This window comes from Kitasatospora sp. NPDC057738 (assembly GCF_042798815.1).
Lineage (GTDB): Bacteria > Actinomycetota > Actinomycetes > Streptomycetales > Streptomycetaceae > Kitasatospora > Kitasatospora lactacystinica.
The window spans coordinates 88,305-114,640 of record NZ_JBHVJT010000012.1 but is presented as its reverse complement, the minus strand read 5'-3'; the positions used below and the strand labels follow the sequence as shown (position 1 = coordinate 114,640).

At 71.2% G+C, this 26,336-nt stretch carries 21 protein-coding genes; 12 read left to right on the top strand and 9 right to left on the bottom strand.

Translation table 11 applies throughout. The features are described 5' to 3' along the window. The first annotated feature begins 296 nt into the window (after positions 1-296). Together ACFVGO_RS09270 and ACFVGO_RS09265 are read left to right on the top strand one after the other, a co-directional pair. A complete protein-coding gene (locus tag ACFVGO_RS09270; protein WP_380631242.1) occupies positions 297-1,142 on the top strand; it encodes a hypothetical protein in 846 nt (281 codons plus the stop codon). Further along, entirely contained in the window at positions 1,139-5,341 is a 4,203-nt protein-coding gene (locus ACFVGO_RS09265; protein ID WP_380631241.1) for a caspase family protein, read from the top strand. Before ACFVGO_RS09270 ends, ACFVGO_RS09265 begins: the two co-directional genes overlap by 4 nt. Positions 5,342-5,946: 605 nt before the next feature. Here the strand turns inward: ACFVGO_RS09265 and ACFVGO_RS09260 are convergent. The 3 genes from ACFVGO_RS09260 to ACFVGO_RS09250 all read right to left on the bottom strand — a co-directional run bounded on the left by ACFVGO_RS09260 (position 5,947) and on the right by ACFVGO_RS09250 (position 10,874). Further along, on the bottom strand, positions 5,947-7,596 hold the full coding sequence (locus ACFVGO_RS09260) for a UvrD-helicase domain-containing protein (protein ID WP_380631240.1): 1,650 nt from the start codon (positions 7,594-7,596) through the stop codon (positions 5,947-5,949). Continuing rightward, on the bottom strand, positions 7,596-9,443 hold the full coding sequence (locus tag ACFVGO_RS09255) for a hypothetical protein (RefSeq protein WP_380631239.1): 1,848 nt from the start codon (positions 9,441-9,443) through the stop codon (positions 7,596-7,598). The genes ACFVGO_RS09260 and ACFVGO_RS09255 overlap by 1 nt, the downstream gene beginning before the upstream one ends. 621 nt (positions 9,444-10,064) lie before the next feature. Continuing rightward, on the bottom strand, positions 10,065-10,874 hold the full coding sequence (locus ACFVGO_RS09250) for an exodeoxyribonuclease III (RefSeq protein WP_380631238.1): 810 nt from the start codon (positions 10,872-10,874) through the stop codon (positions 10,065-10,067). A 365-nt stretch (positions 10,875-11,239) separates the two neighbouring features. Here ACFVGO_RS09250 and ACFVGO_RS09245 point away from each other — a divergent pair, with 365 nt between their 5' ends. Together ACFVGO_RS09245 and ACFVGO_RS09240 are read left to right on the top strand one after the other, a co-directional pair. Continuing rightward, positions 11,240-12,013: a GntR family transcriptional regulator gene (locus ACFVGO_RS09245; protein WP_359899721.1), complete on the top strand. Its 774-nt coding sequence runs from the start codon at positions 11,240-11,242 to the stop codon at positions 12,011-12,013. A 115-nt stretch (positions 12,014-12,128) separates the two neighbouring features. Then, the gene (locus tag ACFVGO_RS09240; RefSeq protein ID WP_380631237.1) at positions 12,129-12,539 is read left to right on the top strand and encodes a hypothetical protein; all 411 of its coding nucleotides are present in this window, start codon (positions 12,129-12,131) and stop codon (positions 12,537-12,539) included. 107 nt (positions 12,540-12,646) lie between these two features. On the opposite strand, the gene ACFVGO_RS09235 is transcribed toward ACFVGO_RS09240, so the two are convergent. The 3 genes from ACFVGO_RS09235 to ACFVGO_RS09225 form a co-directional block, all read right to left on the bottom strand. Beyond that, positions 12,647-13,810, bottom strand: coding sequence for an ROK family protein (locus ACFVGO_RS09235; RefSeq protein WP_359899623.1), 1,164 nt, complete (start codon positions 13,808-13,810; stop codon positions 12,647-12,649). 247 nt (positions 13,811-14,057) lie between these two features. Next, positions 14,058-14,426 (bottom strand): hypothetical protein, encoded by a 369-nt coding sequence (locus tag ACFVGO_RS09230; RefSeq protein WP_380545230.1) that lies wholly within the window; start codon positions 14,424-14,426, stop codon positions 14,058-14,060. A 120-nt stretch (positions 14,427-14,546) separates the two neighbouring features. Continuing rightward, positions 14,547-16,193: a hypothetical protein gene (locus ACFVGO_RS09225; RefSeq protein ID WP_380631236.1), complete on the bottom strand. Its 1,647-nt coding sequence runs from the start codon at positions 16,191-16,193 to the stop codon at positions 14,547-14,549. Positions 16,194-16,477: 284 nt separating this feature from the next. Between ACFVGO_RS09225 and paaK the strand changes: the two genes are divergently transcribed. The 3 genes from paaK to ACFVGO_RS09210 all read left to right on the top strand — a co-directional run bounded on the left by paaK (position 16,478) and on the right by ACFVGO_RS09210 (position 20,158). Next, on the top strand, positions 16,478-17,812 hold the full coding sequence (gene paaK / locus ACFVGO_RS09220; protein WP_380631235.1) for a phenylacetate--CoA ligase PaaK: 1,335 nt from the start codon (positions 16,478-16,480) through the stop codon (positions 17,810-17,812). Between the two features lie 98 nt (positions 17,813-17,910). After that, positions 17,911-18,582: a class I SAM-dependent methyltransferase gene (locus ACFVGO_RS09215; protein WP_380631234.1), complete on the top strand. Its 672-nt coding sequence runs from the start codon at positions 17,911-17,913 to the stop codon at positions 18,580-18,582. Positions 18,583-18,751: 169 nt separating this feature from the next. Continuing rightward, on the top strand, positions 18,752-20,158 hold the full coding sequence (locus ACFVGO_RS09210) for a pyridoxal phosphate-dependent aminotransferase (RefSeq protein WP_380631233.1): 1,407 nt from the start codon (positions 18,752-18,754) through the stop codon (positions 20,156-20,158). A gap of 110 nt (positions 20,159-20,268) precedes the next feature. Here ACFVGO_RS09210 and ACFVGO_RS09205 read toward each other — a convergent pair whose 3' ends face one another. Further along, positions 20,269-21,732: an aminopeptidase P family protein gene (locus tag ACFVGO_RS09205; RefSeq protein WP_380631232.1), complete on the bottom strand. Its 1,464-nt coding sequence runs from the start codon at positions 21,730-21,732 to the stop codon at positions 20,269-20,271. A 112-nt stretch (positions 21,733-21,844) separates the two neighbouring features. Here ACFVGO_RS09205 and ACFVGO_RS09200 point away from each other — a divergent pair, with 112 nt between their 5' ends. Continuing rightward, positions 21,845-22,462 carry an XRE family transcriptional regulator gene (locus tag ACFVGO_RS09200; RefSeq protein ID WP_359899610.1) on the top strand — a complete coding sequence of 206 codons (618 nt, stop codon included), beginning with the start codon at positions 21,845-21,847 and terminating at the stop codon, positions 22,460-22,462. Positions 22,463-22,540: 78 nt separating this feature from the next. Next, a complete protein-coding gene (locus ACFVGO_RS09195) occupies positions 22,541-23,179 on the top strand; it encodes a hypothetical protein (RefSeq protein WP_380631231.1) in 639 nt (212 codons plus the stop codon). A 148-nt stretch (positions 23,180-23,327) separates the two neighbouring features. Here ACFVGO_RS09195 and ACFVGO_RS09190 read toward each other — a convergent pair whose 3' ends face one another. Beyond that, positions 23,328-23,855: a GNAT family N-acetyltransferase gene (locus ACFVGO_RS09190; protein WP_359899606.1), complete on the bottom strand. Its 528-nt coding sequence runs from the start codon at positions 23,853-23,855 to the stop codon at positions 23,328-23,330. 207 nt (positions 23,856-24,062) lie between these two features. Between ACFVGO_RS09190 and ACFVGO_RS09185 the strand changes: the two genes are divergently transcribed. Together ACFVGO_RS09185 and ACFVGO_RS09180 are read left to right on the top strand one after the other, a co-directional pair. After that, positions 24,063-24,398, top strand: a complete 336-nt coding sequence (locus tag ACFVGO_RS09185; protein ID WP_380631230.1) for a hypothetical protein — start codon at positions 24,063-24,065, stop codon at positions 24,396-24,398. A gap of 386 nt (positions 24,399-24,784) precedes the next feature. After that, positions 24,785-25,183: a hypothetical protein gene (locus tag ACFVGO_RS09180; RefSeq protein WP_380350623.1), complete on the top strand. Its 399-nt coding sequence runs from the start codon at positions 24,785-24,787 to the stop codon at positions 25,181-25,183. Positions 25,184-25,238: 55 nt separating this feature from the next. Here the strand turns inward: ACFVGO_RS09180 and ACFVGO_RS09175 are convergent, their stop codons facing one another. Further along, positions 25,239-25,496: a hypothetical protein gene (locus ACFVGO_RS09175; RefSeq protein ID WP_380631229.1), complete on the bottom strand. Its 258-nt coding sequence runs from the start codon at positions 25,494-25,496 to the stop codon at positions 25,239-25,241. A 131-nt stretch (positions 25,497-25,627) separates the two neighbouring features. On the opposite strand from ACFVGO_RS09175, the gene ACFVGO_RS09170 reads away from it, so the two are divergent. Next, a complete protein-coding gene (locus ACFVGO_RS09170; RefSeq protein WP_380631228.1) occupies positions 25,628-26,224 on the top strand; it encodes a TetR family transcriptional regulator in 597 nt (198 codons plus the stop codon). The last annotated feature ends 112 nt before the right edge of the window (positions 26,225-26,336 follow it).

Below are 26,336 nucleotides of genomic sequence, written 5' to 3'. Positions count from 1 at the left end.
CCCTGCTGGCGCTGAAGTGACCAAACCGCGACGAAGGCCCCGATCAGGTCCACCGGCTTTGCTATCGCTGAGAGCTCGTAACACGATCATGGTGTCCTGCACGTGGACTGGCCATGCGCACCCACACCGGGGCGCCGACGATGATCAGGTGGGTGCCGTCGAAGTCCCATAGCTCGGGGTCGAGCGTGACGTCGGTGTAGAACACTGCCAGCCGACCGGCGTCCATGGCCTGGCCGAGGAGCGCAGTAGCCTGGCGTAGATATCAGTTCAACCGTGGGGGTGGGACGTTGGCAGCCGTGGTCTTCGTACACGGGATCGCCAAGCAGTATCTGGGGCCGAGGACGATGCACGGCGGGATTGCGGCAGCTGCAGCCGACGGGGTGCGTCTTGCGGGAGGCCCGTCGCTGGCCGCCGAGGACGTGGCGGTGGCCTTCTACGGCCATGTCTTCCGACCCTCAAACGGCAAGGGCGAGACCTGGCACGACCCTGATGCGTTGACCGAGGACGAACAGGCGCTGCTAGCCGCACTGTGGCAGTCGGCCGCCAACGAGGAACCGGACCGGGTGCCGGCCGCCAACGGACGGGCCGGATTGAAGGCACGCACTCCGCTGACCGTCCAACACGCCTTGCACGCCGTGTGCCAGTCCCGGTTCCTGGCCGGCGTCGGGGAGCAGTTCATGCTCGGTGTGCTGCGCCAGGTGACTCGCTACCTGAACGATCCCGCCTTGCGTGGGCGGGTCCAGGCGGAGATCGCCGCCGCCGTCACTCCAGACACCCGGGTGCTCGTCGGCCATTCCCTTGGGTCGGTGGTGGCCTATGAGGCGTTGTGCGCCCATCCCGAGTGGAACGTGCGAACGTTGGTGACGTTGGGGTCGCCTCTGGGCATCCCGCACCTGGTGCGCGAGCGGCTGCTGCCGGCGCCAGTGGACGGCCTGATCACATGGCCGGGGAGCGCCGAGAGTTGGACCAACATCTGTGACCGCTATGACGTGGTCGCACTGGTGAAGGCACTCGCGCCACTTGTCGGCAGCAGCCAGGTCACCGACCTTTTGGTGGACAACGGCTGGCAGGCCCACGCGGTCGAGCACCACCTGACTGCCGTGGAGACCGGTGCGGCCATCGCGGCGGGACTGCACGGGTGACCGAGGTGGCCCGCCGGTTCGTCATCACTGCCGGCACCGCCCGCTACCGTGACGAAGAGATCGAACAACTGCCGCATGTCCCGGGCGACCTCGACCAGGTCACCGAGGTGTTCGCCAGCATGCAGTACGGGTCGGCACTGCGCCTGCTCGACCTCGACCGGAATGAGCTGCTCGAACGCCTGATCCGCTGGAAGCGTGCGGAATCGCGCAGCGGGGACGCACTGGTGGTCTACTACAGTGGCCACGGCGAGCGCAGCGACGACGGCCACCACTATCTGCTCTGCCATGACAGTGAGTTCGGCGATCCGGACCTCGCACTTGAGACTGAGGATCTGGTCACTCTCTTCGGGCGCAGCGGCGTACGCCACCTGCTGGTGGTGATCGACACCTGCTACGCGGGGCTCGGTGCGACACAGGGAGTCAAGGCACTGACCCGCGACCTGACGCTCCGACTGGCAGCCGGCGGCCCCGAGGCGTTGGACGGGTTCGCGGTAATCGCTGCCGCCCGCCCGCGGGAACAGGCCGAAGACGGGCTGTTCGCCCAGGCACTGACGGCTGCGGTGGCCGACCCGGGCCTGGGCGGCCCACGACAGGCCAGGCTCGCACTGGAAGAGGTGGTGAGGCGGGTCAACAGCGAGCTCTTGGCGCGTGGCGCACTGCAGCGCGCGGAGTACTACATGTCCGGGGACGGCACATTCGCCTTCATGCCCAATCCTCGGCACGTGCCGGACCTGCCGCCCGAAGTGGACTTGGCCGAGCAGCGGGCATGGGCAAGCCAGACAGTTCGGCGAGAGTCGGAGTGGGCACAGCGGGTGCTCGAATTGGAGCGCCTGCTGGCGAATGAGCTGTCGGAGCTGTCAGCAGCAGGGGCGCGTGTGCCGGAGCTGGAGTCACCTGCGAGTGTGCTCGTTGAACGACCCTCCCCGGCTAACCGGTACCGCTTCGAATCGCCGCGACGCCACGACTACTTCACCGGCCGCACAGCAGCTCTCACCGTGCTCGGCGAATGGCTGGCTCGCCGTGGACGCCTGTCGCACCCCGAATACGGCGTGTTGGTCACTGGTTCCCCTGGCGTCGGCAAATCGGCATTGCTTTCCCGCCTGGCCCGGGACGGCGCGATCACCGTCAGTTTCCAGGCCCGGAATCTCTCGCTGGCCGACCTGGTCGACCTGCTCGGTGACCACCTTGTCCTGCCTGCGCCGCGCACGCTGCAAGACGTGCTGTCCGCCATTGCAGTGTCGGGAGAGCCGCTCGACCTCGTGATCGACGGCCTGGACGAGGCTGTCCCGTCAGAGGTGCGGCCGCTGCTGTTCTCTCTGCTACGTCCGCTGGCCGCAATGCCATCCGTACGACTACTGGTAGGTACTCGCCCACACCTGGTCGACTTGGCCGGCCCCGAGTTCTGGGTCCTGGACTTGGACGACCCGCGGTGGTCGACCCAGGAAGACCTGGCCGCATACGCAGGACTGCTGCTCACCGCACCGGATGGTCCTGGCAGCCACGGTCGACCGCTCAACCCGTCACTGGCCGCTCAGGTCGCCACCCAGGCCGAGGGCAACTACCTGGCCGTCCGGCTGATGGCCCGGACCCTGGCCCACCGCCCGCCCAGCGCGCCGCCGGTCGAGCTGCCGAGCGGCGGCCTCGGTGCGGTCATCAGCTGGGCGCTTCGCGAGCAGCTTGGCCCGGACGAGCGCACCGCCCGCGCAATGCTGACCCCGATCGCCTTCGCCCAGGGCCGGGGTCTGCCGTGGGGGACCGTCTGGCCGGCTCTGGCCTCGTCCGTCCTGGGCAGATCGGTCAGGGGTGAGGAGATCGCGGAGCTGGTGGCAGCGGCTGGCTCTTATCTGACCGAAGCCCTCGATCCACTCGGCCGCTCGGTCTACCGGCTGTACCACGAGGCCTTCGCCGACGAACTGCGGGCCGCTGCCTCACAGGATGCCCAGGCCCAGCTGAGCCGCGCGCTCGTGGCGCTGGTCCCACCCGCGCTTGACGGCAGCGGCCCGGACTGGATGGCGGCTGACCCGTACATCCGCGCTCATCTGGCCACTCACGCGGCAGCTGCCGGGCTGCTGGACGAGCTGGCCACGGACCCGCTGTTCCTGCTAGCAGCTGATCATGCAGCTCTGTTGCCAGCCCTGGACTCGGTGCGCTCGCCATCGGCACTGGCTGCGCGGCGGGTCTATCAGGCCAGTGCGGCGATGCTGCTCGGTACCCACGAACTATCAGAGCGAGCAGCGCTCCTGGAACTGGCCGCCGTCCAACACGATGCACGGTCGCTCGCGGCTGCCGTCCGAGCGCGGGTGCCCAGCCGCCGCTGGGGCACTCGGTGGGCGCTGCCCAGTCGGCCGCACCGGACCATCGGTTGGTCGCCTCACTCCGTGACGGGTGCCGCCGAGCGGGTCCTCGATGGGCAGACGGTGATTGTGACCGCTGGCCTGGTGCAGGGCGTGCAAGTGTGGGACTTTGCCTCCGGCGTGGCCGTGCGGGCACCGATTCCTGGCTGGTTCGTGCGACTCACGGTTCCGCACGACAGCGATGGCCCGCTGGTCATGACCTTGGGGGAGGGCCAGGCACAGGGCTGGGACCTGGATACCGGTAGGCCCCTCGGCCCTGCTCTGCGGACCGGGGCGGTCGAGATCGCCATGTCCGCCGGCCCAGATGGTCCGATAGGTGTCCTGCTCGAGCCTGATCGGATCGAGGTGGTCGATCTGGCTGTCGGCCGGGCCATCTGCACGATCGACCCGACCTTCCCGAGCCGTCGCGCCCCGCACCTCCGGCGGGTGGCAGCGGCCTGTCAGGGCAGCGAACTGACCGTCGCTATCGCAGCAGTCGGCTGGGGGCGCAATCACACCCAGCACGCCGAGTTGGAGGTGTGGTCCGTAGACCTGGTCACCGGGAGAACCCGCCGGACGGACCGGCTCAGTCATCGCGAGCACGAGATTCAGGAACTGCGCGTGCACAACGGGACCGTGCACGTGGTCCTGTCGCATCTGGCGTCTAACCGCGGTGGAACCGTCGTCTCGCAGCGGGGGCGGATCCGGACGATGCGGGTGCATGCGAGAGTACGAGGCGCTGCGATGGCGTTCCGGGACGATGGACCGCACTACTGGTACAACCGGAACGACTGCCGACTGCGCAGCGTCGACGCTGCCGGTCACCCTCGGGTGCTGGTCGATGTCGATCAGTCGGCGTACCGCCAAGTCCTACCTCTGGAGTCAACCACTCGTCCCGCCGTGGTCACCGTCGACGACCTGGCCACGTTCATCCAGGTGTGGGAGCCGACTGCTGTCGTGGAGGACCGGTACCGGCAACGCAGCCCGGTCTCCGACCCCGAAGCTGTTCCGTTCGCACTGACCAGGATCGACGGGCGGCAGCATGTTCTGCTCGGTACACGGACCGGCCTGCGGCTCCTGGATCCGGCAACAGGAGCGCAGGGCACCGGGTTATCGGTGCGCCTGATCGGCGGCCGGCTTGCCACACACCCAGAACTGCCCCCTGTGCTGGTCGGTCCACCGATGCCGCGTGGCAGACGAAAGTTGGTGCGGTACAACGCTGCGACGGACGAAGCCGTCACCCTTACTGGCGACCTCGGCAGGTTTGCCCTGGGCGCTGAACTGATTCCCTGGAACGGCCAGGAATTTCTCGTGTGCTGTTTCCTTAACCGCTTTGAACTCTGGGACAGCAGGCCCAAGTTGGTCTGCAGGGTATTCGACGGAGATGGCCACTTCTCGGTATCGGCTTCCTTCTCCATTCTGGCCAAGCGGGAGTTGGGCATCCTGCTCGCCGCTGGGGGATCGGTGATTCAGTACGACGGCACCCGAACTCCTACCATCCACTCACACCCAGCGGCTCGGGTGTCGGAGCTCAGCTTGCTGACCTGGTGGCGCGGCAGTCCCGTGTTGTGCTTCGCCGAGCCGGAGGGGCCCCTGGTCGTCCTCGACGCCCTCAAGGGGGATGAACTTCACCGGTGGTCGAATCCGAGCCTGAGTACGCGCCATCTGGCTGCCATTGAGGTCGACGACCGCTTGGTGATGGTGACAGCGGACACCGACCGGAGGCTGCGAGTCTTCGACAGTGCCTCGTCCGACTGCCGTCTGACCGTTCACATCGGCTCGTGGATCACGGGTCTGCTCATCAGTGACGAGCACCACGTCCTGGTGCGCACCCGCAGTGGGGTGATGTCACTGCGCCTGCTGTGACCCCTCGGTTGCTGAGGCACAACCCTGCCAGAGGCGTTACTGACCTCGGCTCGTCAAGGTGAATCCGGGCGAAGTGCCTGATGAACCTGAAGCGGTGGCTGTATCCGATGGTGTGTGAGATATGCGGATGGGGGCGGGCTAACCGCCAAGGCCCATGCCGAGACGGTGGGCGGTGTGCTGGCAGCACGTGGTGATCGCGGTATGCGGGGTGGGTATGGCGCCTTGCCTGGCTTATGTGGGGCGCAGTGAAACTATCACCGGAAGCACAGTCTGGCTGCCACTGGCGTCGATCCGAGAAAAGCCGAGCTCAGAGGTATTCTGATGGCCTGTCAGCGTTAACGGGGGGAAGCTGTGCTTCTGGGGACAGCTGCCTGTGCTTCTTGGTGGCAGATTCGCCGCGTCTCCTTTGCGTCAAGATCAACACCGCTGCGTCCACCCATGGGGCTTTCTGTTCCGGGGTCGGGTGTGCGCTGGCGAGCACCGAGAAGGGCGCCTCGACGACGGCATCGACGCCGTCGCCGTCAAACGCGACTTCCTCGTCGCCAACATGTTCGCGATCCAGGCCAGTGTGGAGTGGGCGTGCGGTGGGCTTGCTGCCCTGTCGCCTACTCCAAGGCGGCGATGAGCGGAGCCCACAGAGGGTGGGTCTGGGCCGGAACGACGAGGTGGGCTTGCTCGCGGGCGCGGGTCATGACGACGTACAGCAACCGGGAACCGCTCGGAAAGGGTTCGCCCTCGGGGCCGTAGTACTCGTCGTCGCCGAGTAGAAGGATGGTGGTGTCGGCCTCGCGTCCCTTGGTCTGGTGCAGGTTCATCACCTGGATGGGGTGCGGGCGCGGCCGAGTGGAGCCGACGAGGGTCTCGTCGTGGACTTCCCGCAGTCGGGCGGCTACGGCGTCGATTCCGAGTCCTTCGTCGAGAAGAAGCAGGGCGCGCCGGGTCTCGGACGCTGCCTGTAGCCACGACTCTTGTCCGCGGAAGGTGCCGATACGGGCGTATGCCCCCGTGAGGATTCCCGCCAGACGCGCGATGTCCGGTTCGGCGCCCCCGGCGGAGCGCAGGTCTCGCGCGAGGTCGGAAAACGCGGATTCCAGCACCGTGTTAGAGCGGTTGAGCATTTGACGAGCCAGCTCCGACAGGTTCCTGCTGCGCAGGCAGGCGGTGACGTAAACAGCCAGGGCCCGTCTGACCGGTGCGTCGTCATCGCCCAGCGCGTACTGCAGCAGCGCCAGTTGCGCGGACAGCGCCTCGGCATGCGCCTCAGTGAAGCCGACCTGCTCGTGGGCCAGGCCGGCCTCTGTGAGGGCATCCGACAAGGCCGTCGTCGCGACGTTCGTGTGGGTGAAGACACTGACCGTGTGCCCCTTCTCGCGTGCGGCCCGGGTCAGATCGATGACCTGTTCGTACCCGGAGCCGCTCGTGTACCGGGTGACGGCCAGGCGGCCATGGGAGGCAGCCACGCCGAAGGCGGGGTTGCTGAAGTCGCGCGTGCGCGCGGCCTCGGCCGCGGCGGGAAGGACGCCGGAGGGGTCGCGGTAGCTGGCCGGTTCGAGGTCGATCCGCACCGCACCCGGATGGGCCATGGCCGCCGCGATCCGTGCGGCGGGGTCCACGCCGGGCTTGAAGCTCCCCTGGAAGATGCTCTGGTTGACATCGCCCAGCAGGATCTGCCGTGCCCCGGGGGCGATCTGCTGTACGAACTCCCACTCGGTGGCGTCGGTGTCCTGGAATTCGTCGCAGATCGCCAGGGAGTACCGGCCGGCGTAGTGCTCGCTCACCTTGGGCAGCGTGAGCAGCTCGGCGGCTGCGGGCATCAGCTGGTTGTAGGTGAGTCCGGGCGGGGCGCCAGGCACGAGCCGGTTGGCCTCACTGAGGACGCACTGCGGGGGAGGGAAGCCGTGGTGGGCGCCGAAGCTGCTGATGATCCTCCACGCGAAGCCGTGGAAGGTCGCGACCTCCATTCGCGGGCGCAGCGGGCCGATCACCCCTGCGGCGCGGTCGATGATCTGCGCGACCGCGGTACGGGAGAACGACAAGAACAGCACCCGGGTAGCGGCCGGAAGTTGGGTGCGCTGCCCGCTGCGGGCAGCGTTTTGGCGCAGGAGTCCCAAGTCCCGGTCGGACGCTTCCAGATGCGCGCGGGCGGCCGCCACAGCGGTGGCGGTCTTGCCTGTTCCCGCGCCGCCGGTGACCAGTACCACCGGCGCCGTGCTGTCGATGACGTCCTGCTGGTCCTTACGTGCCTCGTAGGTCATCAGGAGGCCGCCGGCTGGCTGGGAAGCGCCAGGCCGATCACCTGCGGGCCGTCGTACGCGGGGTCCGCCGCCCGGGCGAGTTCGGCGAGCGCGTTGAGGATCAACGGTGGATGCTGCGCCTTGCCGTCGCTGTAGAGAGCCTCGAGGAACTGCTCGTGGAGCCCCTGCTTGTGGATCACCTTGCACAGGTTAGACACAGCCCACTCGTCCGTCGCGCCGCTCATGGGGTCGGGGATGCCGTACTCGGTGAGCGCTGCGCTGGCGGCGGCGACCTCGGGCAGGGGAAGCCCCTCGACCAGGGCACGTTCGATGGCCGCTCCCAGGGGGAGCCGGAGCACCACGTCGCACGAGGCTTGGATCTTGGTGAGCTCGTCCGTCGTCTGCTGGTTGTCGCGGTCGCGGTCGATGAGGACCAGGACCCGGAACCCCAGCTGCCGTGCCAGGTCGGCGATGCGAGGGATCTGGCTGGTCCCGCCGTCGCCGCCGGTGCCGGCGGCGACCAGTCTGACGCCATGGGCGGACAGGGGAAGCTGGGCTGGAGGCCGGCGACGGTCCACCATGCCGATCGCTGCCACGTCGTGCGGCCCCTCGGTGATCGCGACCACCGGCGCCGTCAACGCAGCCAGCAACTGTGTGTGCCACTGCCGCATCGCGCTCAGCGCCTTGCGGTCGGTGATCTTGGTGAACTGGTGGTGTGAGCGGACACCGCCGTGCCGCACCAGGCGTACCACCTCCGTGGGTTCGAACGCCCGCGCCGCCTCCGGGCGCCGCGTGGACAGCCACACCTGACCGGAGCGGCTCCGCAGCAGCGAGGCCAGGTGCTCGGTCGCCGAGGCGTCCAGCTGATCGCCGAAATCGTCGGCCAGAACCACCGCGCCGGGCACTGTGGCCAGCAGCATCGCCTCCGCCATGGCCAACACGGCACTGACCGTGCTGCCGTGCTGGGCGAGCCCGAGCATCCCGCCGTTGTCGAGGTGCAGCGCCGCGCGCAGGGTCCGCAGTAGGGCCGCCACCGATCCGTCCTCGGCTCGGAAGCCCACCTGCTCCGCCGTGACCGGGGTGTCCCCGATGAGGGTCCCGGCGCCTCCGACGGCCAGGACCGCGTCGACCGCCTCGGTGATCGCGGTGTCCGCCGACAGCTGGGTCACTGCCTCCTCGACGGCCAGGGCCAGCATGTCGAACGCCGCGGTCGCAGCCTTCGCGTCGCGGTCATCCAGGATCCGCCGCAACCCCATGCCAGCGCGCAGTTGCAACGGCAGGCCCGTATCCAGGACCACGACCGGGAGCGCGCGTCGCGTGGAGGCAGGAACACGGTGGTACTGGCCCAGTTCCGGGTTGCTGCGGGCCGGGAAGTAGACGACCGATTCCAAGGACTCCGCCGCCTCGTCGTAGGTGAGGCGGTAGGCCAGGCGCACACACAGAGCGGCGTCGGCGGGAGCCTCCGAGGCCGCGCTGGCGCGCCCGTCCGGCTCCAGTGGCTCAAGCACCCCGTCGAGGAGCTGCTGCACGTCCGCGTCGAAATCGGTGAGCGTCACCTCCACCTGAGCCGCCGCCACCCGCTCCAGTCGGCGGGAAGGGGCAGCCTCCTGGACGTCCTCGGCCGCGTCGGTCTCGGGCTCCGCCGCGTCCGTGCCGGGCTCCGCCGCCGGATCAGTGACCCACTTCTGATGCAAGTCCGAAAGCGCCGCGCCGCGACTGGAGTTGGGGTCCAGTGCTCGCGCCAGCGCCGCCAGGAGGTCTGTCCGCCCGGCCCGTGGAACCGCCGCCAGCAGCACATGCTCGCGTGGACGCACATCGAGGTGCTCCCAGCCCCTGAACCCTTCGATGAGCAACCGCGTCACTCGCACGCTGACATCCTTAGCACGGCCAAAGCCAACAGAAGGGACAGATACCCTGGAATCGCCACAGGGGGGCTTGGCGTCCCCAGCAACCGACCCATCGCAAGGATGAGCCAACCCGCGCCGCTCCCGGCGCACTTATGGCATATACCGCCGGAATGGGACCACGCAAGTCCAAGTCAACCTGGGTGGTCGCGCGTTCTACACTGCCGAGGGTCGCGGAGGCATCTGCACGCAGTTCCTGCGGGCTACCTCGTGATCGACATCTCGTCCGTACCCACCAACACAGCATGATCGACAGGACAGGGCCTAAAGCAGTAGCTCTGACTCCGATGCGCCCTGGTCCACGACGCCCCGGCCCCGGCAAGCGGGTGCTGATCAGGTCGGGTCAGGTCCTTCTCTACGGTGGGGCCGGTGTCGGTGGCCTTGATCGATCGCGGTCGACCCGCCGACTTTTTACAAATCGTGTCGTTTCTCCGAGCGGCGTCCGGCCTCTCCGCTGCGAACAGTGGAACCTCCGCCATGTGGTGTTCGGTGTGGTGGCGGGCAGGCGAGCGCCCTGGTTCTGCCCCGGTCGGATGTGGCTGTGACTGAGGGGGCCTCACCAGGGCGCTTCATCTTCCGTTAGCACTAATGGAGTTGGTCGAAGTCGAAGACTGCGGTGACGGGAGCGTGGTCGGACCAGCGCTCGGCGTGGGTGGCGGCGCGTTCGACGTAGGCCTCGACGCACTTCTTAGCGAGGATTCCAGTAGCGATAATTAGGTCGATCCTCCAGCCGGAGTCGTTGTCGAAGGCGCGGCCGCGGTAGGACCACCAGGAGTAGGGGCCGGTGCGGTCGGGGTGGAGGGCGCGGACGACGTCGACGTAGCCGGCCTCGTCGTAGACGCGGGAGAGCCAGGCGCGCTCTTCGGGGAGGAATCCGGCGGACTTCTGGTTGGCCTTCCAGTTCTTGAGGTCCTCGGGCCGGTGGGCGATGTTCCAGTCGCCGCAGACGACGACCTCGCGGCCGTCGGCGGCGGCGCGGGTGCGCAGGGCGGTGAGGTGGACGAGGAATTCCGCCATGAAGCGTTCCTTCTCGTCCTGGCGTTCGGTGCCGACTTCACCGGAGGGGAGGTAGAGGCTGGCGACGGTCAGGCCGGGGAGGTCGATTTCGACGTACCTGCCCGCATCGTCGAATTCCTCGGAGCCGAATCCGATCACCGTGCGCTGCGGCTTCTCGCGGGAGAGGATGGCGACGCCGGCCCGGCCCTTGGTGGCGGCCGGGGCCCAGACCGCGTGCCAGCCGTCGAGGTCGTGCAGTTCGGCGGGCAGCTGCTCGGGCTCGGAGCGCACCTCCTGCAGGCAGACCACGTCGGCCTCGGTGCCGGCCAGCCATTCGACGAAGCCCTTCCTGGCCGCTGCCCGGATTCCGTTCACGTTCACACTCGTCACCACGATCACCCGGGCAGCCTACCGACTGGTCGTTCCCGACCCGAATCGTGACGCGCGGGGCCGATGGCCGGGGTGGCCGGGCCCCGCGGAATGTGGACTCCGGGATTCCGGCGGAGGTGGATGCGGAGGTGGATGGTGACAGTGACTGACAGGACCTGTCGTGAACGCGGCATGAAGATGTGCGACAGTCCCATCAAGCCGCGCCATTGGTCTTGACCATCTTCGGACGGAGCGCCTAGGGTCACTTACTGCAAGGACCTTTAATAAAGAAGGACGGATAAAGGCCCGCTCTCCCACCTGCCGCAACTGCGGACGGTGGGCCCGGGATCCGCCCTCCTTGTCTCAGGGCGGACAGCATCAGGGTGGAGGACGCGGTGGGGACGACAGGACAGCTTTCTGCGGTGCCGGAGCCGAAGTACTGGCACCTGCGCACGGTGCTGCTGCGGGCCATCGACTCGGAGTTCTCCATCGGTCAGGTGCTGCCCAACGAGCGCGAGCTCTCGGCCCGCTTCGGCGTCGCCCGGGCCACGCTGCGGCAGGCGCTCGACCAGCTGGAGCTGGAGGGCCGCCTGGTGCGCCGCCGGGGGATCGGCACCCTGATCGCCGCCCCGCGCGTCGGCGTCCCGGTCAACCGGCAGGAGGAGGGCTGGCCCGGCGCCGCGCGCAGCCAGTCCTGGCGGACGCTCGACTGCACCACCGCCCCCGCCTCCGCGCAGCTGGCCAAGGGCCTGGGCATCGCCGAGGGTGCGACCGTGCACACCGTGCGCCGGGTCCGGCTGGTGGAGGGCCGCGCGGTGGCCACCGAGGCGCTGCACGTTCCGGCCGCCGCCCTGCCGCACCTGCCCGGTTTCCGCGCCGAGAGCGACCGCGCCCGTTCGGTGCTGCGCCAGCTGGAGCGCCTGGAGGTGGACGGCGAGTCCCGCTCGGTCGAGCTGGGCGTCGCCGAGGCCGAGCAGGCCGCCCTGCTGGAGCGCCCGCCCGGCGCCCCGGTCCTGGTCATGACCACCCAGTACGCCGCGGCCGGCCGGCTGGTGGCGCTGGGCGTCGCCACGTACCGGGCGGACACCTGCAAGCTGACCTTCGGCGAGGCCGGACTCGTCGAGGTCACCCCGGTCGGTGCGACGGCCGAGGTCCGCACCGCCTCCTGAACCATCCTCCGAACACCCTCAGGTCGAGGCCCGGACGCCAACTGGCTTCCGGGCCTTTGCCGTTGACCGGCATAGCATCGGATGCTCCGGCAGTGCGGAGGGGGAGGACGGGGTCGTGAACCTGGTCGTGGAGCTGTGGGCGAAGTCGGAGATACCGGCGTACGGCGGGCTGTTCAGGGCGGACGGAACGGCGCGGGAGGTGTTCTTCGACGGGCCCGGCTCGCTGCACCTGGAGCTGGGCGAGCCGTTCGAGGTCGAGGAGCCCAGGTACGAGCACGAGATCGGCGTGGACGGCGAGGCCGAGCTGCCGGACGGGCGGGGGTTCGTCTGCTGCGGCAGCGGGGGCATGGGCGACGAGGGCTTCCTCGCCCGGCTCGACGGGCGGCGCCGGCTGGTGTGGGTGCTGACGTCGACCGAGGGCAACCCGTTCCTCCGGGTGTCCGTCGAGTGGCCGCTGGCGCACTTCGTCAACGACTGGGGCACCGTCCTCACCCTCGACCTGACCGACCCGGACTACGCACCGTGACGGCGGAGCGGTTCCGATGACAGCCCAGCCCCCCAGCCCCCCGGCCCCGCAGCCCCCCAGCCCCCAGCTCCCCGGCCCCGCAGGCCGGCCCCGCGCCGCGCCCGACGTCAGGCCCGGGGCGGGTCCACCGCGAAGAGCTGCTCCTCGACGTGGTCCAGGGCGACGCGCAGGGCGCCCATCGCCACCACCTCGGAACCGAGGGCCGCCAGGGCGACCTCCGGGGCGCGCAGGGTGAACTGGGACAGGCGTTCGCGCAGCGGGTCCAGGACGCCGTCGAGGCCGGCCGCCCAGCCGCCGATCACCACCAGCTGCGGGTCGATGGCGAGGACCAGCGCGGCGACGCCCTGGACGAGGCGGGTGAGGAAGCGGTCCATGGCGACCTTGGCGACCTCGTCGCCCTCCCGGGCCAGCCGCAGCACGCGGGCCACGGCGGCCTCGTCCAGCGGGTTGAGGGGCTTTCCGGTGGTGGACAGCAGGCGCTCGGGGGTGACCTCCTGGCCGAGCAGGTGCAGGGCGCCGATCTCGCCGGCCGCGCCGCCGAACCCGCGGTGCAGCCTGCCGCCGATGAGGGAGCCGGCGCCGGGGCTGAGGCCGGCCATCACGAAGACGACGTCGTCGGCGCCGACCGCCGCCCCCTGCCAGTGCTCGGCGATGGCGGCCAGGTTGGCGTCGTTCTCGATCAGGACGGGGCAGCGGAAGGAGCGCCGCAGCCGGGCCCCGAGGTCGAGCCCGGTCCAGCCGGGCATCGCGGTGCCCAGCTGGACGGTGCCCTCGCGGTCCACGATGCCGGGGGTGCCGATGCCGACCGACCACAGGTTGTCCCGGGAGATGCCGGCCTTGCGCAGCACCTCGGCGACGGCGGTGCGGACGGCGGCGAGCCGGTCCTCGGCGTCGAGGGTCTCGTCGACCGGCTTGAAGTGACTGCCCACCACCTCGCCGGTGAGGTCGGCCAGGATGACCCGGATGTCGTGCACGCCGATCTCGATGCCGAGGATGTGCCCGGCCTCGGCGCGGAAGCGGAACCAGCGGGCCGGGCGGCCGCGGCGGCCGGGGCCCGGCTGGCCCTCCTCCCGCGGCTGCTCGACCTCGGCGACCAGCCCGGTCTCGACCAGACCCTCGATCACGCCCTCGACGGTCGGGCGGGAGAGCCCGGTCTCGCCGACGAGCTGAGTGAGGGTCACGGAGTGGCCGTTGCGCAGCGCCCGGAGCGTGACCGCCGCGTTGATCCGCCGCAGCAGCGAGGAGTCTCCTCCGGTGAGCCGATCCGCCAATGCGATGCCCTTCGCCGTTCGCGCGACTGCCCTGGCGCGCGGTGTCGAGTGCGCGGTGCCCACCGAGTGGCCCGCGGGGGTGCAACCCCCGGAGAACGCGGCACGGCGGCAGGGGGCCGCCTGCGCGAGGGCCGGAGGACATGCGGAGCCTACCCGGGGACGGAGCCGGGCGGCGAGGATCCTCGCAGCTCATCCAGGCTTCGGTATCGAAATGGTACGGATCGGGTGGCGGTGCGTGATCCGGACTTCACCGCTCGGCCACGGTGGGCGGGTGGGCGAGCCGCCGGGACAGCACCGACGGGAGGGAACGCTCCGACAGCAGCGAGCCGAGGCCGCGCCGGGAGCCGGCCGACAGGACGCTGAGGGCGGAGCAGGCCGAGCCGATCGAGCCGAGGGAGAGGACGGATCCGATCGAGCCGATGGACAGCACCGACCCGATCGAGCCGATGGACAGCACCGACCCGATCGAGCCGAGGGAGAGGACGGATCCGATCGAGCCGGTCGACAGCACCGAACCGATCGAGCCGATCGACCGGACGGACACGATGGAGCCGATCGAGCGGAGGGAGCCGATGGACCCGCGGGCGGGTCGGGCCGGAGGCGCGGAAGTGGTCATGACCCTTGAGAGTAGCCAGCCGCACCCCCGGGCGTCCGTCAGTCCACCCGGGCCGCGAACAGTCGCTGCCCCAAGTGGTCATGACCCTTGAGAGTAGCCAGCCGCACCCCCGGGCGTCCGTCAGTCCACCCGGGCCGCGAACAGTCGCTGCCCCAGCAGTGCCATCGGGTGCTCGTCCTCCGGCAGGGTCAGCACGGTCGGGCAGCCCGCGGCGGTCAGTGCGGCCCGCCAGTGCTCCGCCGGGCGGGCGGTGGGGCCGTGGACGTCGCCGGTGATCAGCAGGTCGAGCTGTTCGGCGGTGGGCGCGAGCAGCAGCAGCCGGCCGCCGGGGGAGAGCAGTCGGACCAGGGCCGTCACCTCCTGCTCCGGTTCTCCGGCCACGGTGGCGGCCACGGTCGAGGCAGAGGCAGAGGCAGAGGCAGAGGCAGAGGCAGAGGCCGAAGCCGAAGCCGGAGCCGATGCCGGGGTCGCTGTCACCGTGGCGACGACGACGTCGTAGCGCCCGCCGTCGGGAACGGCGTGGTGCTCGACGGCGTGCCGGGGCCGAGTGGCGGCGGCGAGGGCGCGGGCGACGGCGGGCTCGCCGCCCTCGGGGTCGAGTTCGAGCACGCGCAGCGGCCCGGGCCCCTGGTGGGCCTCGGCGGTGCCGCGCACCAGCGCGCCGAGGGCGGCGCCGAGGTAGCCGCGGGCGGCGGCCCGGCGGACCGGGGTGGCGGCCGGCCGGGGGGCCTCCTGGCCGGTGATCACCCGGGGCAGCCGCAGGGCGTCGCGCCGGACCCGGGTGAGGGCGGCGGCCGGGCCGAGCCCGTCGGCCCAGGTCTCGACCGCGGGGCGCCAGGTGTCGCGGACCTCGGCGGCGGCCTTGCCGGGCCGGCCGCGGAAGACCGGGCCCTGGGCGCCGCCGTCCTGGCGGGTGATCAGGCCGTGCCGGGCGAGCGCGTCCAGCCAGCGGGCGACGCGGGGGCGCTGGGCGGGGGTGACCATGGCCGCGGCGAGCACTTCGGCCTCGGGGTGGCCGCGGGCGGGGTCGGTGAGCACGCCGCTCTGCTGGAGGGTGTGCAGCAGTGCGGCGAGTACGGCCCGGTCGAGCTGGGCGCCGAAGTCGCGGACCTGCGCGGCGGTGATGCCGATGCTGTGCTTCCAGGCGGCGGCCGTGGCGTTCTCGGTGTCGGCGCGCAGCCGGCGGTCGGCGGCCTCGGCGTTGCTGTCGGGGGCGCGGACGTGGGCGAGGACGGCCCCGAGGGCGTCGACGGCGGTGTAGACGTCCTCCTGTCGGGGTTCGGGGCCGACGTGCAGGACCAGGCGCAGCGCGCCGAGGTCGTGGGCGGTGAGGTCGGGTTGCCGGCTGAGCGGCCAGAGCAGGGCGGAGGGCAGGCTGAGGTGGGTGGTCCGGGCGGCGGCGACGGCCCGGAGCTGCTGTTCGGGCCGCTGGTCGGGGTCGCCGCAGTGGACGGTGCCGCCGGCCAGGAGGGTGGCGAGGGCGAGGTCGACGGCGAGGTCGGTCACGGGGTGGAGCACGGTGTGCCGGATGGGGGGCGTGCCGAGGACGCCGGCCCAGTAGCGCAGCCGCTGTTCGGCGGCCCGGGCGGCGGAGGGCGGGAGTGCGGCGTGCTCGGCGACGCGCCGGGCGAGGGCGCGGGGCAGGCCGCCCGGCGGGGAGACGCCGAGCAGCAGGCCGATGCCGCTGATCGCGCGCCCGTCGGCGACGACGGCGGGTCGGTCGCCGAGTTCGCGCAGCGCGCTGACCAGGGCGGGAGTCGTGGGCACGGTGATCACTCCGGGGTGCGGGGCGGAAACCGCACTACTGAACCATGGGGGCGGGGCGGTGAAGGCCGGTGGCAAGTCAAACTTCTGTAATGATTTTCATATCGGACAGCCAAGCTGTCGAGGCGAAGTCGCCTCGAAGCGGTCGGAACTTCACATTCCGGAAGCCTCGTGCGATCCCTTGACAGGTGGTTCGGGTACTGGATCAATGGAGCGAACGGGGCTGACCGAACGATCGGTCGGTGTCCCTGGCAGGGGAACCCCGGCCGAGCAGCGAAGGAGCGACGATGACCGGCACCGCACCCGTCCCGCACCGACACCTCGGGGAGCCGATCCCGCCGGAGCTCCTGGACGCCGGTGAGCGGATGACCCCGGACGAGCTGCGCGCCCACCAGCTCACCCGGCTGCGGGCCACCCTGCGGCACGCGTACGACAACGTCGAGCTCTACCGCCGCAAGTTCGACGCCGCCGGGGTCCGCCCCGAGGACTGCCGCACCCTGGACGACCTCGCCCGCTTCCCCTTCACCACCAAGGCCGACCTGCGCGAGAGCTACCCCTTCGGCATGTTCGCCGTCCCGATGGAGCAGGTCCGCCGGATCCACGCCTCCAGCGGCACCACCGGGCTGCCGACCGTGGTCGGCTACACCGACAACGACCTCTCCATGTGGGCCGACGTGGTCGCCCGCTCGATCCGCGCGGCCGGCGGCCGGCCCGGCGACAAGGTGCACATCGCCTACGGCTACGGGCTGTTCACCGGCGGCCTCGGCGCCCACTACGGCGCCGAGCGGGCCGGCTGCACCGTCATCCCGGCCTCCGGCGGCATGACGGCCCGCCAGGTGCGGCTGATCCTGGACTTCGAACCCGAGATCATCATGGTCACCCCGTCCTACCTGCTGACCCTCCTGGACGAGTTCGAGAAGCAGGGCGTCGACCCGCGCGGCACCTCGCTGCGGGTCGGCATCTTCGGGGCCGAGCCCTGGACGGAGGAGATGCGGCGCGAGATCGAGGAACGGCTCGACCTGCACGCCGTCGACATCTACGGCCTCTCCGAGGTGGTCGGCCCCGGCATCGCCCAGGAATGCGTGGAGACCAAGGACGGGCTGCACATCTGGGAGGACCACTTCTACCCGGAGGTCGTCGACCCGTTCACCGACGAGGTGCTGCCGGAGGGGGAGGGCGGCGAACTGGTCTTCACCTCGCTCACCAAGGAGGCCCTGCCGATCATCCGCTACCGCACCCGCGACCTCAGCCGGCTGCTGCCCGGCACCGCGCGGCCGGCCTTCCGCCGGATGGAGAAGGTCACCGGGCGCAGCGACGACATGATCATCCTGCGTGGGGTGAACGTCTTCCCGACCCAGATCGAGGAGATCCTGCTGCGCACCCCGGGCGTCGCGCCGCACTTCCAGCTGCGGCTCGGCCGGCAGGGGCGGCTGGACCACATGACCGTCCGGGTGGAGGCCCGGCCGGAGGCCTCCGCCGAACAGCGGGCGGCGGCGCGGGCGGCGATCGTCCGGGCGGTGAAGGACGGGGTGGGGATCACCGTCGCGGCCGAGGTGGTGGACCCGTACACGCTGGAGCGCTCGGTCGGGAAGATCAAGCGGGTGGTGGACGAGCGCGGGTGAACGAGCGGGGGTGAACCCGGCCGTCGGGCACACGGGTGGGGGCGTCCCGCCGGACGGGTGGCGGGGAGCACCCCCGCGCGGGCTCTATGCTGCGGGGCATGCCGAGTGAGCTGCGCACTCTTCAGCCCGCCGAGGACCTCGCCTTCGTCCGGCGGGAGACCGAGCTGAAGCCCGTCCCCTTCGTGCCCGAGATCAGCCTGCACATGGCCGAGGACGCCATCGCCCTGTGGGAGACCACCGAGCGGGCGCGCGGGGAGGACGGGCTGCCGCCGCCGTTCTGGGCCTTCGCCTGGGCGGGCGGGGTGGCGGTCGCCCGCTACGTGCTGGACCACCCCGAACTGGTCGCCGGCCGTACGGTGTTGGACGTCGCGGCCGGCTCCGGGCTGGTCGGGGTGGCCGCCGCGCTGCGCGGGGCCACGGACGTGCGCGCCGCCGAGATCGACGCCTACGCGGTGGCCGCGATCGGGCTGAACGCCGAGGCCAACGGGGTGCGGGTGGACGGCGCGCTGGTGGACCTGGTGGACGGCGACGGCGGTCCCGCCGAGGTGGTGCTCGCGGGCGACGTCTTCTACGAACGGGCCATGGCCGCCCGCTTCCTGCCCTTCCTGGAGCGGGCCGCGGCGCGCGGCGCGACCGTGGTCGTCGGCGACCCGGGCCGGGCCTACCTGCCCCGCGAGCGGTTCACCGCGGTGGCGGCCTACCAGGTGCCGGTGGTCGCGGACCTGGAGGACACCGCGGTCAAGACCACGACGGTGTGGCGGCTCGGCTGACGGTCGGGGGCGTGGCGGCAGGGGCGCCGTCCGGACGGCCGCCGAGCGCTGGCGGCCGGTTCCGGGGCGTGGTCGGCTGGGAGCGATGCGTGTGCGAACGGCATCGTCCGGTGACGTTCGGCACCGTTCCGGCGCACCGCCGGACCCGCTCACCCGACAGGGGACCACCATGACCACCACCGTGAACGGACTCAGGCTCGCCCCGCCCCAGGCGGTCGCCGACCTGCACGCCGGCCTGCCCGACTTCGAGCAGGCCCTCGCCTTCTACCACCAGCACCTGGCACCGGACACCGCGATCGACCTGTCCGTCGCGGAGAACGTCCTGCTGTACCACCACTCGATGCAGAGGGACGTCTTCGACAAGGTCCGGCTGATCCCCGAGGCGAACATCAAGTACATGGCCCCGGTCGGCATACCGTGGCTGCGTCAGCAGGTGGCGGACCTGCTCACCCGGGCGTTCGGCCGCACGGTCGCGATGGACGACGTGTTCGGCTGCGCCGGGGTCTCCTCCGCGCTGGAGTGCATCGCCTTTGGGCTCATGCGGCGGCAGGGGACGGGCGGCGAGCCGCTCAAGCCGGGGGACGAGGTGCTGATCCCGGCGCCGTACTGGCAGGGCTTCAACTGGTCGTTCCAGGAACGGCCCAAGCTGAAGTGCGTACCGGTGCACCTGCCCACCCACGGCGAGGACCGCTACCGGCTCACCCTCAACCTGATCATGAACGCCTACGAGGCGCGGAAGGAGGCGGGGCACAACCCGCGGCTGCTCGTCCTCACCAATCCGCACAACCCGTTGGGTGTCAACTACCCCAAGGAACTGCTCGACGAGATCTACGACTGGGCGCTCGCGCACACCGATCTGCACATCATTTCCGACGAGATCTACTGTCATTCCCAACTCGACACCGGTACGACGCCGTTCACCAGCGCGATGGCCCTGGACGCGTACCAGCGGCATGCCGACCGGATCCACGTGGTCTGGGGCTTCGCCAAGGACTTCGGGCTGTCCGGCTTCCGCACGGGATTCGTCGTCTCCAAGAACGAGGCCGTGCACCGCGCCATGCTCGGCAGCGACGACCCGGCCGAGCAGACCCGCGCACTGCCCTGGTTCACCCCGTTCGACTCGCTGAAGACCTACGTCGTCGGGGAGTTGTTCAAGACCACCCTCGACGGGGAGCCGTACCCCGTGCGCGCGATGCGCGACTACCGCGGACTGCTGAGCGCGAGCTTCCGCAGGACCAAGGACGCCCTGGACGCCGCCGGGATCGAGTACGTCCACCGGGACGGCGACAACGCCGCGATGTTCTTCTGGCTCGACCTCAGCAGGTACTTGGGCAAGCGCGCGCCCGGTGAGCACGTGAACGGGCTTCCGGCCATCGGGCCGGACGGGCTCGACCCGAACGAGGAGTGGCTGTTCCGCTACCTCGCCGCCAAACCCACCGAGGTCTCCCTGCTGCCCGGCGGGACCATGCACAACGCGGAGCCGGGCTTCTTCCGGCTCTGCTTCACCAGCCGGATGCCCGAGGACGTCGAGGCGGCGGTGCGGCGGGTGGGCGTGGCGCTGCAGCAGCTGAAGTAGCCGGAGCGGCTCAAGCGGCTCAAGCGGCTCAAGCGGCTCAAGCGGCTCAAGTAGCCGTACGGCGAGCGGCACCGGGTACGCCCCGGTGCCGCTCTTCGTGAATCAGCCGATCAGCCGCGCAGGCGGGCCAGCCAGGCCTCGACCTCGTCGGAGCGGCGCGGGAGGCCGGCGGAGAGGTTCTCGTTGCCGTCCTCGGTGACGAGGATGTCGTCCTCGATCCGCACCCCGATGCCCCGGTACTCCTCCGGCACCGTCAGGTCGTTCTCCTGGAAGTAGATGCCCGGCTCGACGGTGAGCACCATGCCCGCCACGAGCGGGCCGTCGACGTGCTCCTCGGTGCGGGAGTGGGCGCAGTCGTGGACGTCGATGCCCAGCATGTGCCCGGTGCCGGCCAGGGTGAAGCGGCGGTGCAGGCCCAGCTCGTACACCTTGTCCGCGCTCAGGTCGCCGAACAGGCCCCAGGAAGTGAGGTGTTCGGCGAGCTCGCGCTGGGCGGCGTGGTGGAAGTCGCGGAACTGCCCGCCCGGGCGCACGGCCGCGATACCGGCCTCCTGGGCCGCGTACACGGCGTCGTAGACCTTGCGCTGCAGCTCGGTGAAGCGGCCGCTGACCGGCAGGGTGCGGGTGACGTCGGCGGTGTAGAGGTGGTTGGTCTCCACGCCCGCGTCGAGCAGCAGCAGGTCGCCGGGCCGGGCGTGCCCGCTGTTGCGCACCCAGTGCAGGGTGGTCGCGTGCGGGCCGGCCGCGGCGATGGTGCTGTAGCCCACGTCGTTGCCCTCGACCCGGGCCCGGACGAAGAAGGTGCCCTCGATCAGCCGCTCGGCGGTCTCGGTGTCGGTGCCGAGGACGCGCACCACGTCCTCGAAGCCGCGGGCGGTGGCGGCGCAGGCGAAGCGCAGCTCCTCGATCTCGAACGCGTCCTTGACCAGGCGCAGCCCGGACAGGAAGACCTCGAACTCCTCGTCCCGCTCGGCGACCGCCCGGTCCGCGAGGGCCTCCTCCACGCCCGCGTCGTGGCGGCGCAGCACCCGCGCCGGGCCGGTGGCGGCGCGCAGGTCCGCGCGGACGGTGCGCACGTCCCGGCAGGGCAGGCCGAACAGCCGCTCGCTCTCGGTCAGGCTGTTGCGGCGGCCGTCCCACAGCTCGCCGTGGCCGTCCAGCCAGAACTCGCCGTTGTCGACGCGGGAGCGGTCGCGCAGGTAGAGCACGGCCTCGTGGCCGGCGGCGCCGGTCGGGGTGAGCACCAGGACGCCGTCCTGGGACTGGTCGCCGGTCAGGTAGGCGTAGTCGGAGGAGGGGCGGAACGGGTAGTCGGTGTCGTTGGCCCGGACCTTGGGGTTGCCGGACGGGACCACCAGCAGCTCGCCGGGGAAGGCGGCGGACAGCTCCGCGCGGCGGCGGGCGGTGTGCGCGGCCTGGGGGACGGGCTCCAGGGCGGTGCGCTCGGTGTCGGCCCAGCCCTGCGTCATGCTCTCCGCGAGCTCGTCCGTGACCCCGCGGGTCAGGCCGTTCTTCCGGTACTTGATGGTCTCGGCGGGCTGCGTGGTCTCGGCGGGCTCGGCGGGCTCGGTCACTGAGGTCTCCTGGTGAGGGTGAGGGAAGCGCGGTGCTTCGCTACGCTTCCCCGTCCGTCGGTGTGCGTCCCGTACGGTATATCGAACAGTGCCGGGTGAGAAGAGGTCGAGAGTGAACGATGCCGAGGAATCCGTCCGGGGCGTCCTCGCCGCCAACCTGAAGCGGGTGCGGGCCCAGCGCGGACTGTCGCTGTCCGAGCTGTCCCGGCAGGCCGGGGTCGGGAAGGCGACGCTCTCCCAGCTGGAGTCCGGGGCCGGGAACCCGACGCTGGAGACGGTGCTCGGGCTCTCCCGGGTGCTCGGCGTGCCGATCTCCGACCTGGTCGAGGCCCGGCCGGGCGGCGAGGTCACGGTGGTGCGCGCGGCCGAGACCGAGGTGCTCAGCGGGCGGGGCGTCGACCTGCGCCCGCTGCGCCGGATCGAGTCCGGGGACGCGGTGTTCGAGCTGTACGACCAGGTGGTGCGCGCCGGAGCCGCCCAGGACTCCGGGGGGCACACCGGCACCGAGCACACCGTGGTCCAGACCGGCCGGCTGGGCGTGCGGGTCGACGGGCGCGAGATCGAACTCGGCCCCGGCGACTACATCGGCTTCGACGCGGCGCTGCCGCACGCCTACACCGCGCTGGACGGCGAACAGGTCCGCTCGGTGCTGGTGCTGCAGTACCGGGCCGAGCAGCACGGCCACCTCGCGGAACCGGTCCGGCCGGCCTCGTGGGGGCTCTGGCACTGAGCGGGCGGAACGGGTTCGGCCGCGCTGCCCGGCCGTTCGGAATACCGAACGGTTGACCCGTGCGTCATGATGATCACCATGACGGACGCACTCACCTGGCTCGCCGAACCCCAGTCGATCGCCTTCGGCGGCTACAGCGTGGTCCTGGCCCGCGGCCTGGAGCCCGAGGAACTCGTGGCCCGGATCGCCGAGGAACTCCCGGGGTGCACCGTGCGCCCGCTCGGCGAACTCACGGCGGACGACCTGGTCGAGGAGTACGAACTCGAATTCCCCGGCGACGTCGAGGACATCGGGCTGCACCACGGGCGCAGCGGCGACCTCGCCTTCGCGGTGGTGTACGGCTACTGGCAGGGCGAGCTGAGTGTGTCGCCGTCCGCCTCGCGCGGCGGCGCCGAGGTCTACCACCTGGAGTTCGAGGAGGAGAACGGCAAGCCGGTGCCGCCGTTCTTCCGCGGCTACCGGGACGGCCGGGAGACCTGCTTCCTCAACCTCCACCTGGACGCCAGCTGGGGCCCCGACGGTGTCCGGGGCGAGCCCGCCACCGTCGCCGCCCTGACGGCCGAACTGGCCGCCGCCGGGCTGCCCGACCACGACCGGGAGAGCGACGACCTCCACCGCACCTGCCTGGAGGTGCTCGGCCGCCACTTCGGCCTCACCCTGCCGCGGGCCCTGGTGCTGGACGGCGCGCTCCCGGCGGTCCTGCTGGCGACCGACTGACGGGGCGGTCGGGCGACCGGTCGGCGCCGTTCCGCTGCGAGGCGCCGCGTTCCGCCGCGAGGCGCCGCCGGCGGGAGACCTTGAGGGACGCCCCGTGCGCTGCGCCCCGCGGCCGGCGCCCTGCGCCCCGCGTCCCGTGGCCGTCCCGTCAGCGGTCGGTGGTGCGCAGGTCCAGGTGGTACCGGTCCGACCGGGTGCCGTCCCCGCGGTGCGTCCGCCGGTCGAGGAGGAACCCCGCCCGGTGCGCCACCGCGGTGGAGGCGGTGTTCTCCGGCTCCACCTGGATCACCGCCTCCACGCCGCCCTCGGCGGCCGCGTACCGGGAGGCCAGGAGGACCGCCCGGGTCGCCAGGCCCCGCCCCCTCCAGGAAGGGTAGAGGCCGTACGCGATGTTCACCTGGCCGGGAGCCAGGCCTTCCCCCGCGAACCGCAGGTCGACCGTCCCCGCGAGCACCCCGCCTGGCTCCACGCGGATGCCGAACGCGCGGAGCGGCCCGGAGGCCTCCCACTGTTCCCGGCAGTGGCGGAGGTACGTCTCGACGTCATCCCGTGTGCCGGGGCCGCCGTTGAGCCAGCGGACGAGCGCCTCGTCCTCGCCCAGGAGATGGGCCTCGGCATCGTCCGGGGACAGTGGGGACAGGGTGACGACGCCGTCGGACGGCTTCACTTCCTCCATGCGGTGATTGTCGACACGCCGGCCGCCCCGCGCCAACGGTTTGCCGGAGAACGACGGCGGGGGCGGCCGGCCGGGGCTACCGGTCGGCCGCCCCCTGCCCCGACCCTGCTCCCCCCGGCGGCCACCGAGGAGGGGGCGCGCCGGGCGGGGCGGGGATGCCGAAGGAGTGGTCGGCGTTGTTGCCGTTGTATGCAGTCGTGCGGGCCGGTGAAGGTCACGGACTCGCCCTCGAAGAAGAAGCCCTGGTGGATCGTCCCCAGGACGATCAGGTTGGAGGAGTTGCTGGAACAGTTCAGCTCTTCGGTGACCCCGGTGTCCCGGGCGGGCGCGGCGGCGGTCAACGAAGCGTCGACGACCCGCCCGCCGGTGGCGGACTTGCTGGCCTCCCGCAAGCCGCCGAAGCACTTCTACTGCCCGCCCTCCGCGCTCACCACGCAGTTCCGGGCCGAGCCGCCGGCCGCTGCGGGCCGGGCGACGGCCGTGTCCGCGCCGGACAGGGACAGCGAGGCGCCGCCGCCGCGAGGACGGCACCGGCGTGCTTGAAGGAGCGGGTCATCGTTGATCAACTCCTGTTTCAGATAGGTGACTTGACCGACCTCCACTCTCACCGGAGGGCCTGGCGACGATTCTGTGCCAGCTGGGTGGGCGAGGAGAATCCCAGAAATCTGGGACATGTACGCGTCACCTTTCGGTGCGACGGCCCGTTCGGGCGCGGGAGCCGTCGGCGCGGACTTCGAGGTGTGCGGTCCGAAGCCCGTGCCGGGCCCCGGGGCGTCAACCGGCCGTTCGGGTATCCGCCCTGAGGTGCGAACGGTGCGGGAACGGTCCGTGAATTGTTCCCCGGTCGGGTGAACTGCCCGGCCGACCCCCGGGGCCCTGAGGGCATCATGGGCCGCGACACGGGACCTCGCGGAACAGGGAGTCGACCGATGGGAAGGCCGATGGCGGAGTTCGGCTGCGCGAAGTGCTACGGCGAGGACGAGCGGGCCGTGTGGGGCCGGCAGCGGGAGGGCTTCGAACACGAGGCGGAGGTGGTGGGCGGCTCGCGCTTCGCGGTCAACCTGCGACGCTGCCTGGGGTGTTCGCAGCAGTTCGTGTGGATCTTCACCGAGGTCGTCGACTGGATGGGCGGGGACGACGCCCAGTACGTGACGATCATGCCGGTGACGGCCGTCGAGGCGAGCGGCCTGAGGAGTGGAACGCTGCGGCCCCAGGACCTCGGCGCCCTCGGCCGCGGCCGCCGCCACCTGAACCACGACTGGCCCACCGGCGGCCCGGCGCGGCTGCAGTGGCGCTCCGGCCGCTTCCTGGTCGCCGAGGGGCGGTAGGTCCTCCGTCCGGCGCCCGGAGCGGTGCGGCGGCTGTCGCCGATCCGGGTGCTCGCTACTTCCGTCGACCGGGGCGGTGGGTGAGCTTCCTCTCCGCCTTGAGCAGCAGCGGGAGCACCGCGTAGACGACGACCGGGACGACGAGACCGGTCATGACCAGGGTCCGCAGCACCAGCGGCAGGCGCCCGAGGTGGGGGCCGAGCAGGGCGAAGGCGGCGGTGATGGTCGGGTAGACGGCGAGCCAGGTGAGCAGGGCCCGGCGGTGCACGGACGGTGCGGCGGGGGCCGGTGCGGTGATGCTGTCGGTGTTCAAGGCGGTTTCCTCCCGTGAGTGAGCGGCTGGAGGCTTTGGATGCCCAAAACTCCAACCCGTCGGTTGGAGTTTGGCAGGCGCGCACGCGGATGTCCAACCCTTTGGTTGGAGATTCGCGCTAAGGTGATGCCATGGCCTGGGACACCGCACGCACGCAGCAACTCCTCCTCGACGCCGCCGTCGAGGAGTTCGCCGAATCCGGCCCGGACGGTGCCCGGATCGCCCGCGTCGCCACCCGGGCAGGAGTGAACAAGGAGCGGATCTACCAGTACTTCGGCAACAAGGACCAGCTCTTCGCCGCGGTACTGGCGTCCGAACTCGGCAAGCTGGCCGAAGCGGTGCCGCTCACCCCGGCGCCGGGGCTGGAGCTCGGCGACTACGCCGGACGCGTCTTCGACTACCACTCGGCCAACCCGCACTTCTCCCGCCTGCTGGCCTGGGAAGGGCTGCAGCGCGGCACGGAGTCCGAGGCGCTGGCGGCGGAGCCCGAACGCACCGCGCACTACGGGGAGAAGGTCGCCGTCCTCGCGGCCGCGCAGCGGGCGGGCGAGCTGGCCGACGACGTGGATCCGGGACGGCTGATGTTCGCGGTGATCGGCCTGGTGAACGCGTGGTTCACGCTCCCGCAGATGGTGCGGCTGCTCCTCTCCGGCGCGACCGACCCGGCGGCGGACCGGGAGGCACTGGTCACCCTGGTGCGCCGCCTGACGAGGCCTGCGGCGGGGTGAGCGGGCGGAGTGGGGGGTGGCCCCGGGGGGGGGGGGAAAACCCCCCCCCCCCCCCCCACCCCTGTCCACCCCCCCCCCCGAAGTGGGGGGGGGGGGGGGAGATGAAAAACCC

Coding starts and splice junctions, on each gene's coding strand:
- ACFVGO_RS09180 (WP_380350623.1), top strand. CDS start 24,785: ATGGGAAGGCCGATGGCGGAGTTCGGCTGCGCGAAGTGCTACGGCGAG.
- ACFVGO_RS09210 (WP_380631233.1), top strand. CDS start 18,752: ATGACCACCACCGTGAACGGACTCAGGCTCGCCCCGCCCCAGGCGGTC.
- ACFVGO_RS09170 (WP_380631228.1), top strand. CDS start 25,628: ATGGCCTGGGACACCGCACGCACGCAGCAACTCCTCCTCGACGCCGCC.
- ACFVGO_RS09215 (WP_380631234.1), top strand. CDS start 17,911: ATGCCGAGTGAGCTGCGCACTCTTCAGCCCGCCGAGGACCTCGCCTTC.
- ACFVGO_RS09260 (WP_380631240.1), bottom strand. CDS start 7,596: ATGACCTACGAGGCACGTAAGGACCAGCAGGACGTCATCGACAGCACG.
- paaK (WP_380631235.1), top strand. CDS start 16,478: ATGACCGGCACCGCACCCGTCCCGCACCGACACCTCGGGGAGCCGATC.
- ACFVGO_RS09195 (WP_380631231.1), top strand. CDS start 22,541: ATGACGGACGCACTCACCTGGCTCGCCGAACCCCAGTCGATCGCCTTC.
- ACFVGO_RS09230 (WP_380545230.1), bottom strand. CDS start 14,426: ATGACCACTTCCGCGCCTCCGGCCCGACCCGCCCGCGGGTCCATCGGC.
- ACFVGO_RS09190 (WP_359899606.1), bottom strand. CDS start 23,855: ATGGAGGAAGTGAAGCCGTCCGACGGCGTCGTCACCCTGTCCCCACTG.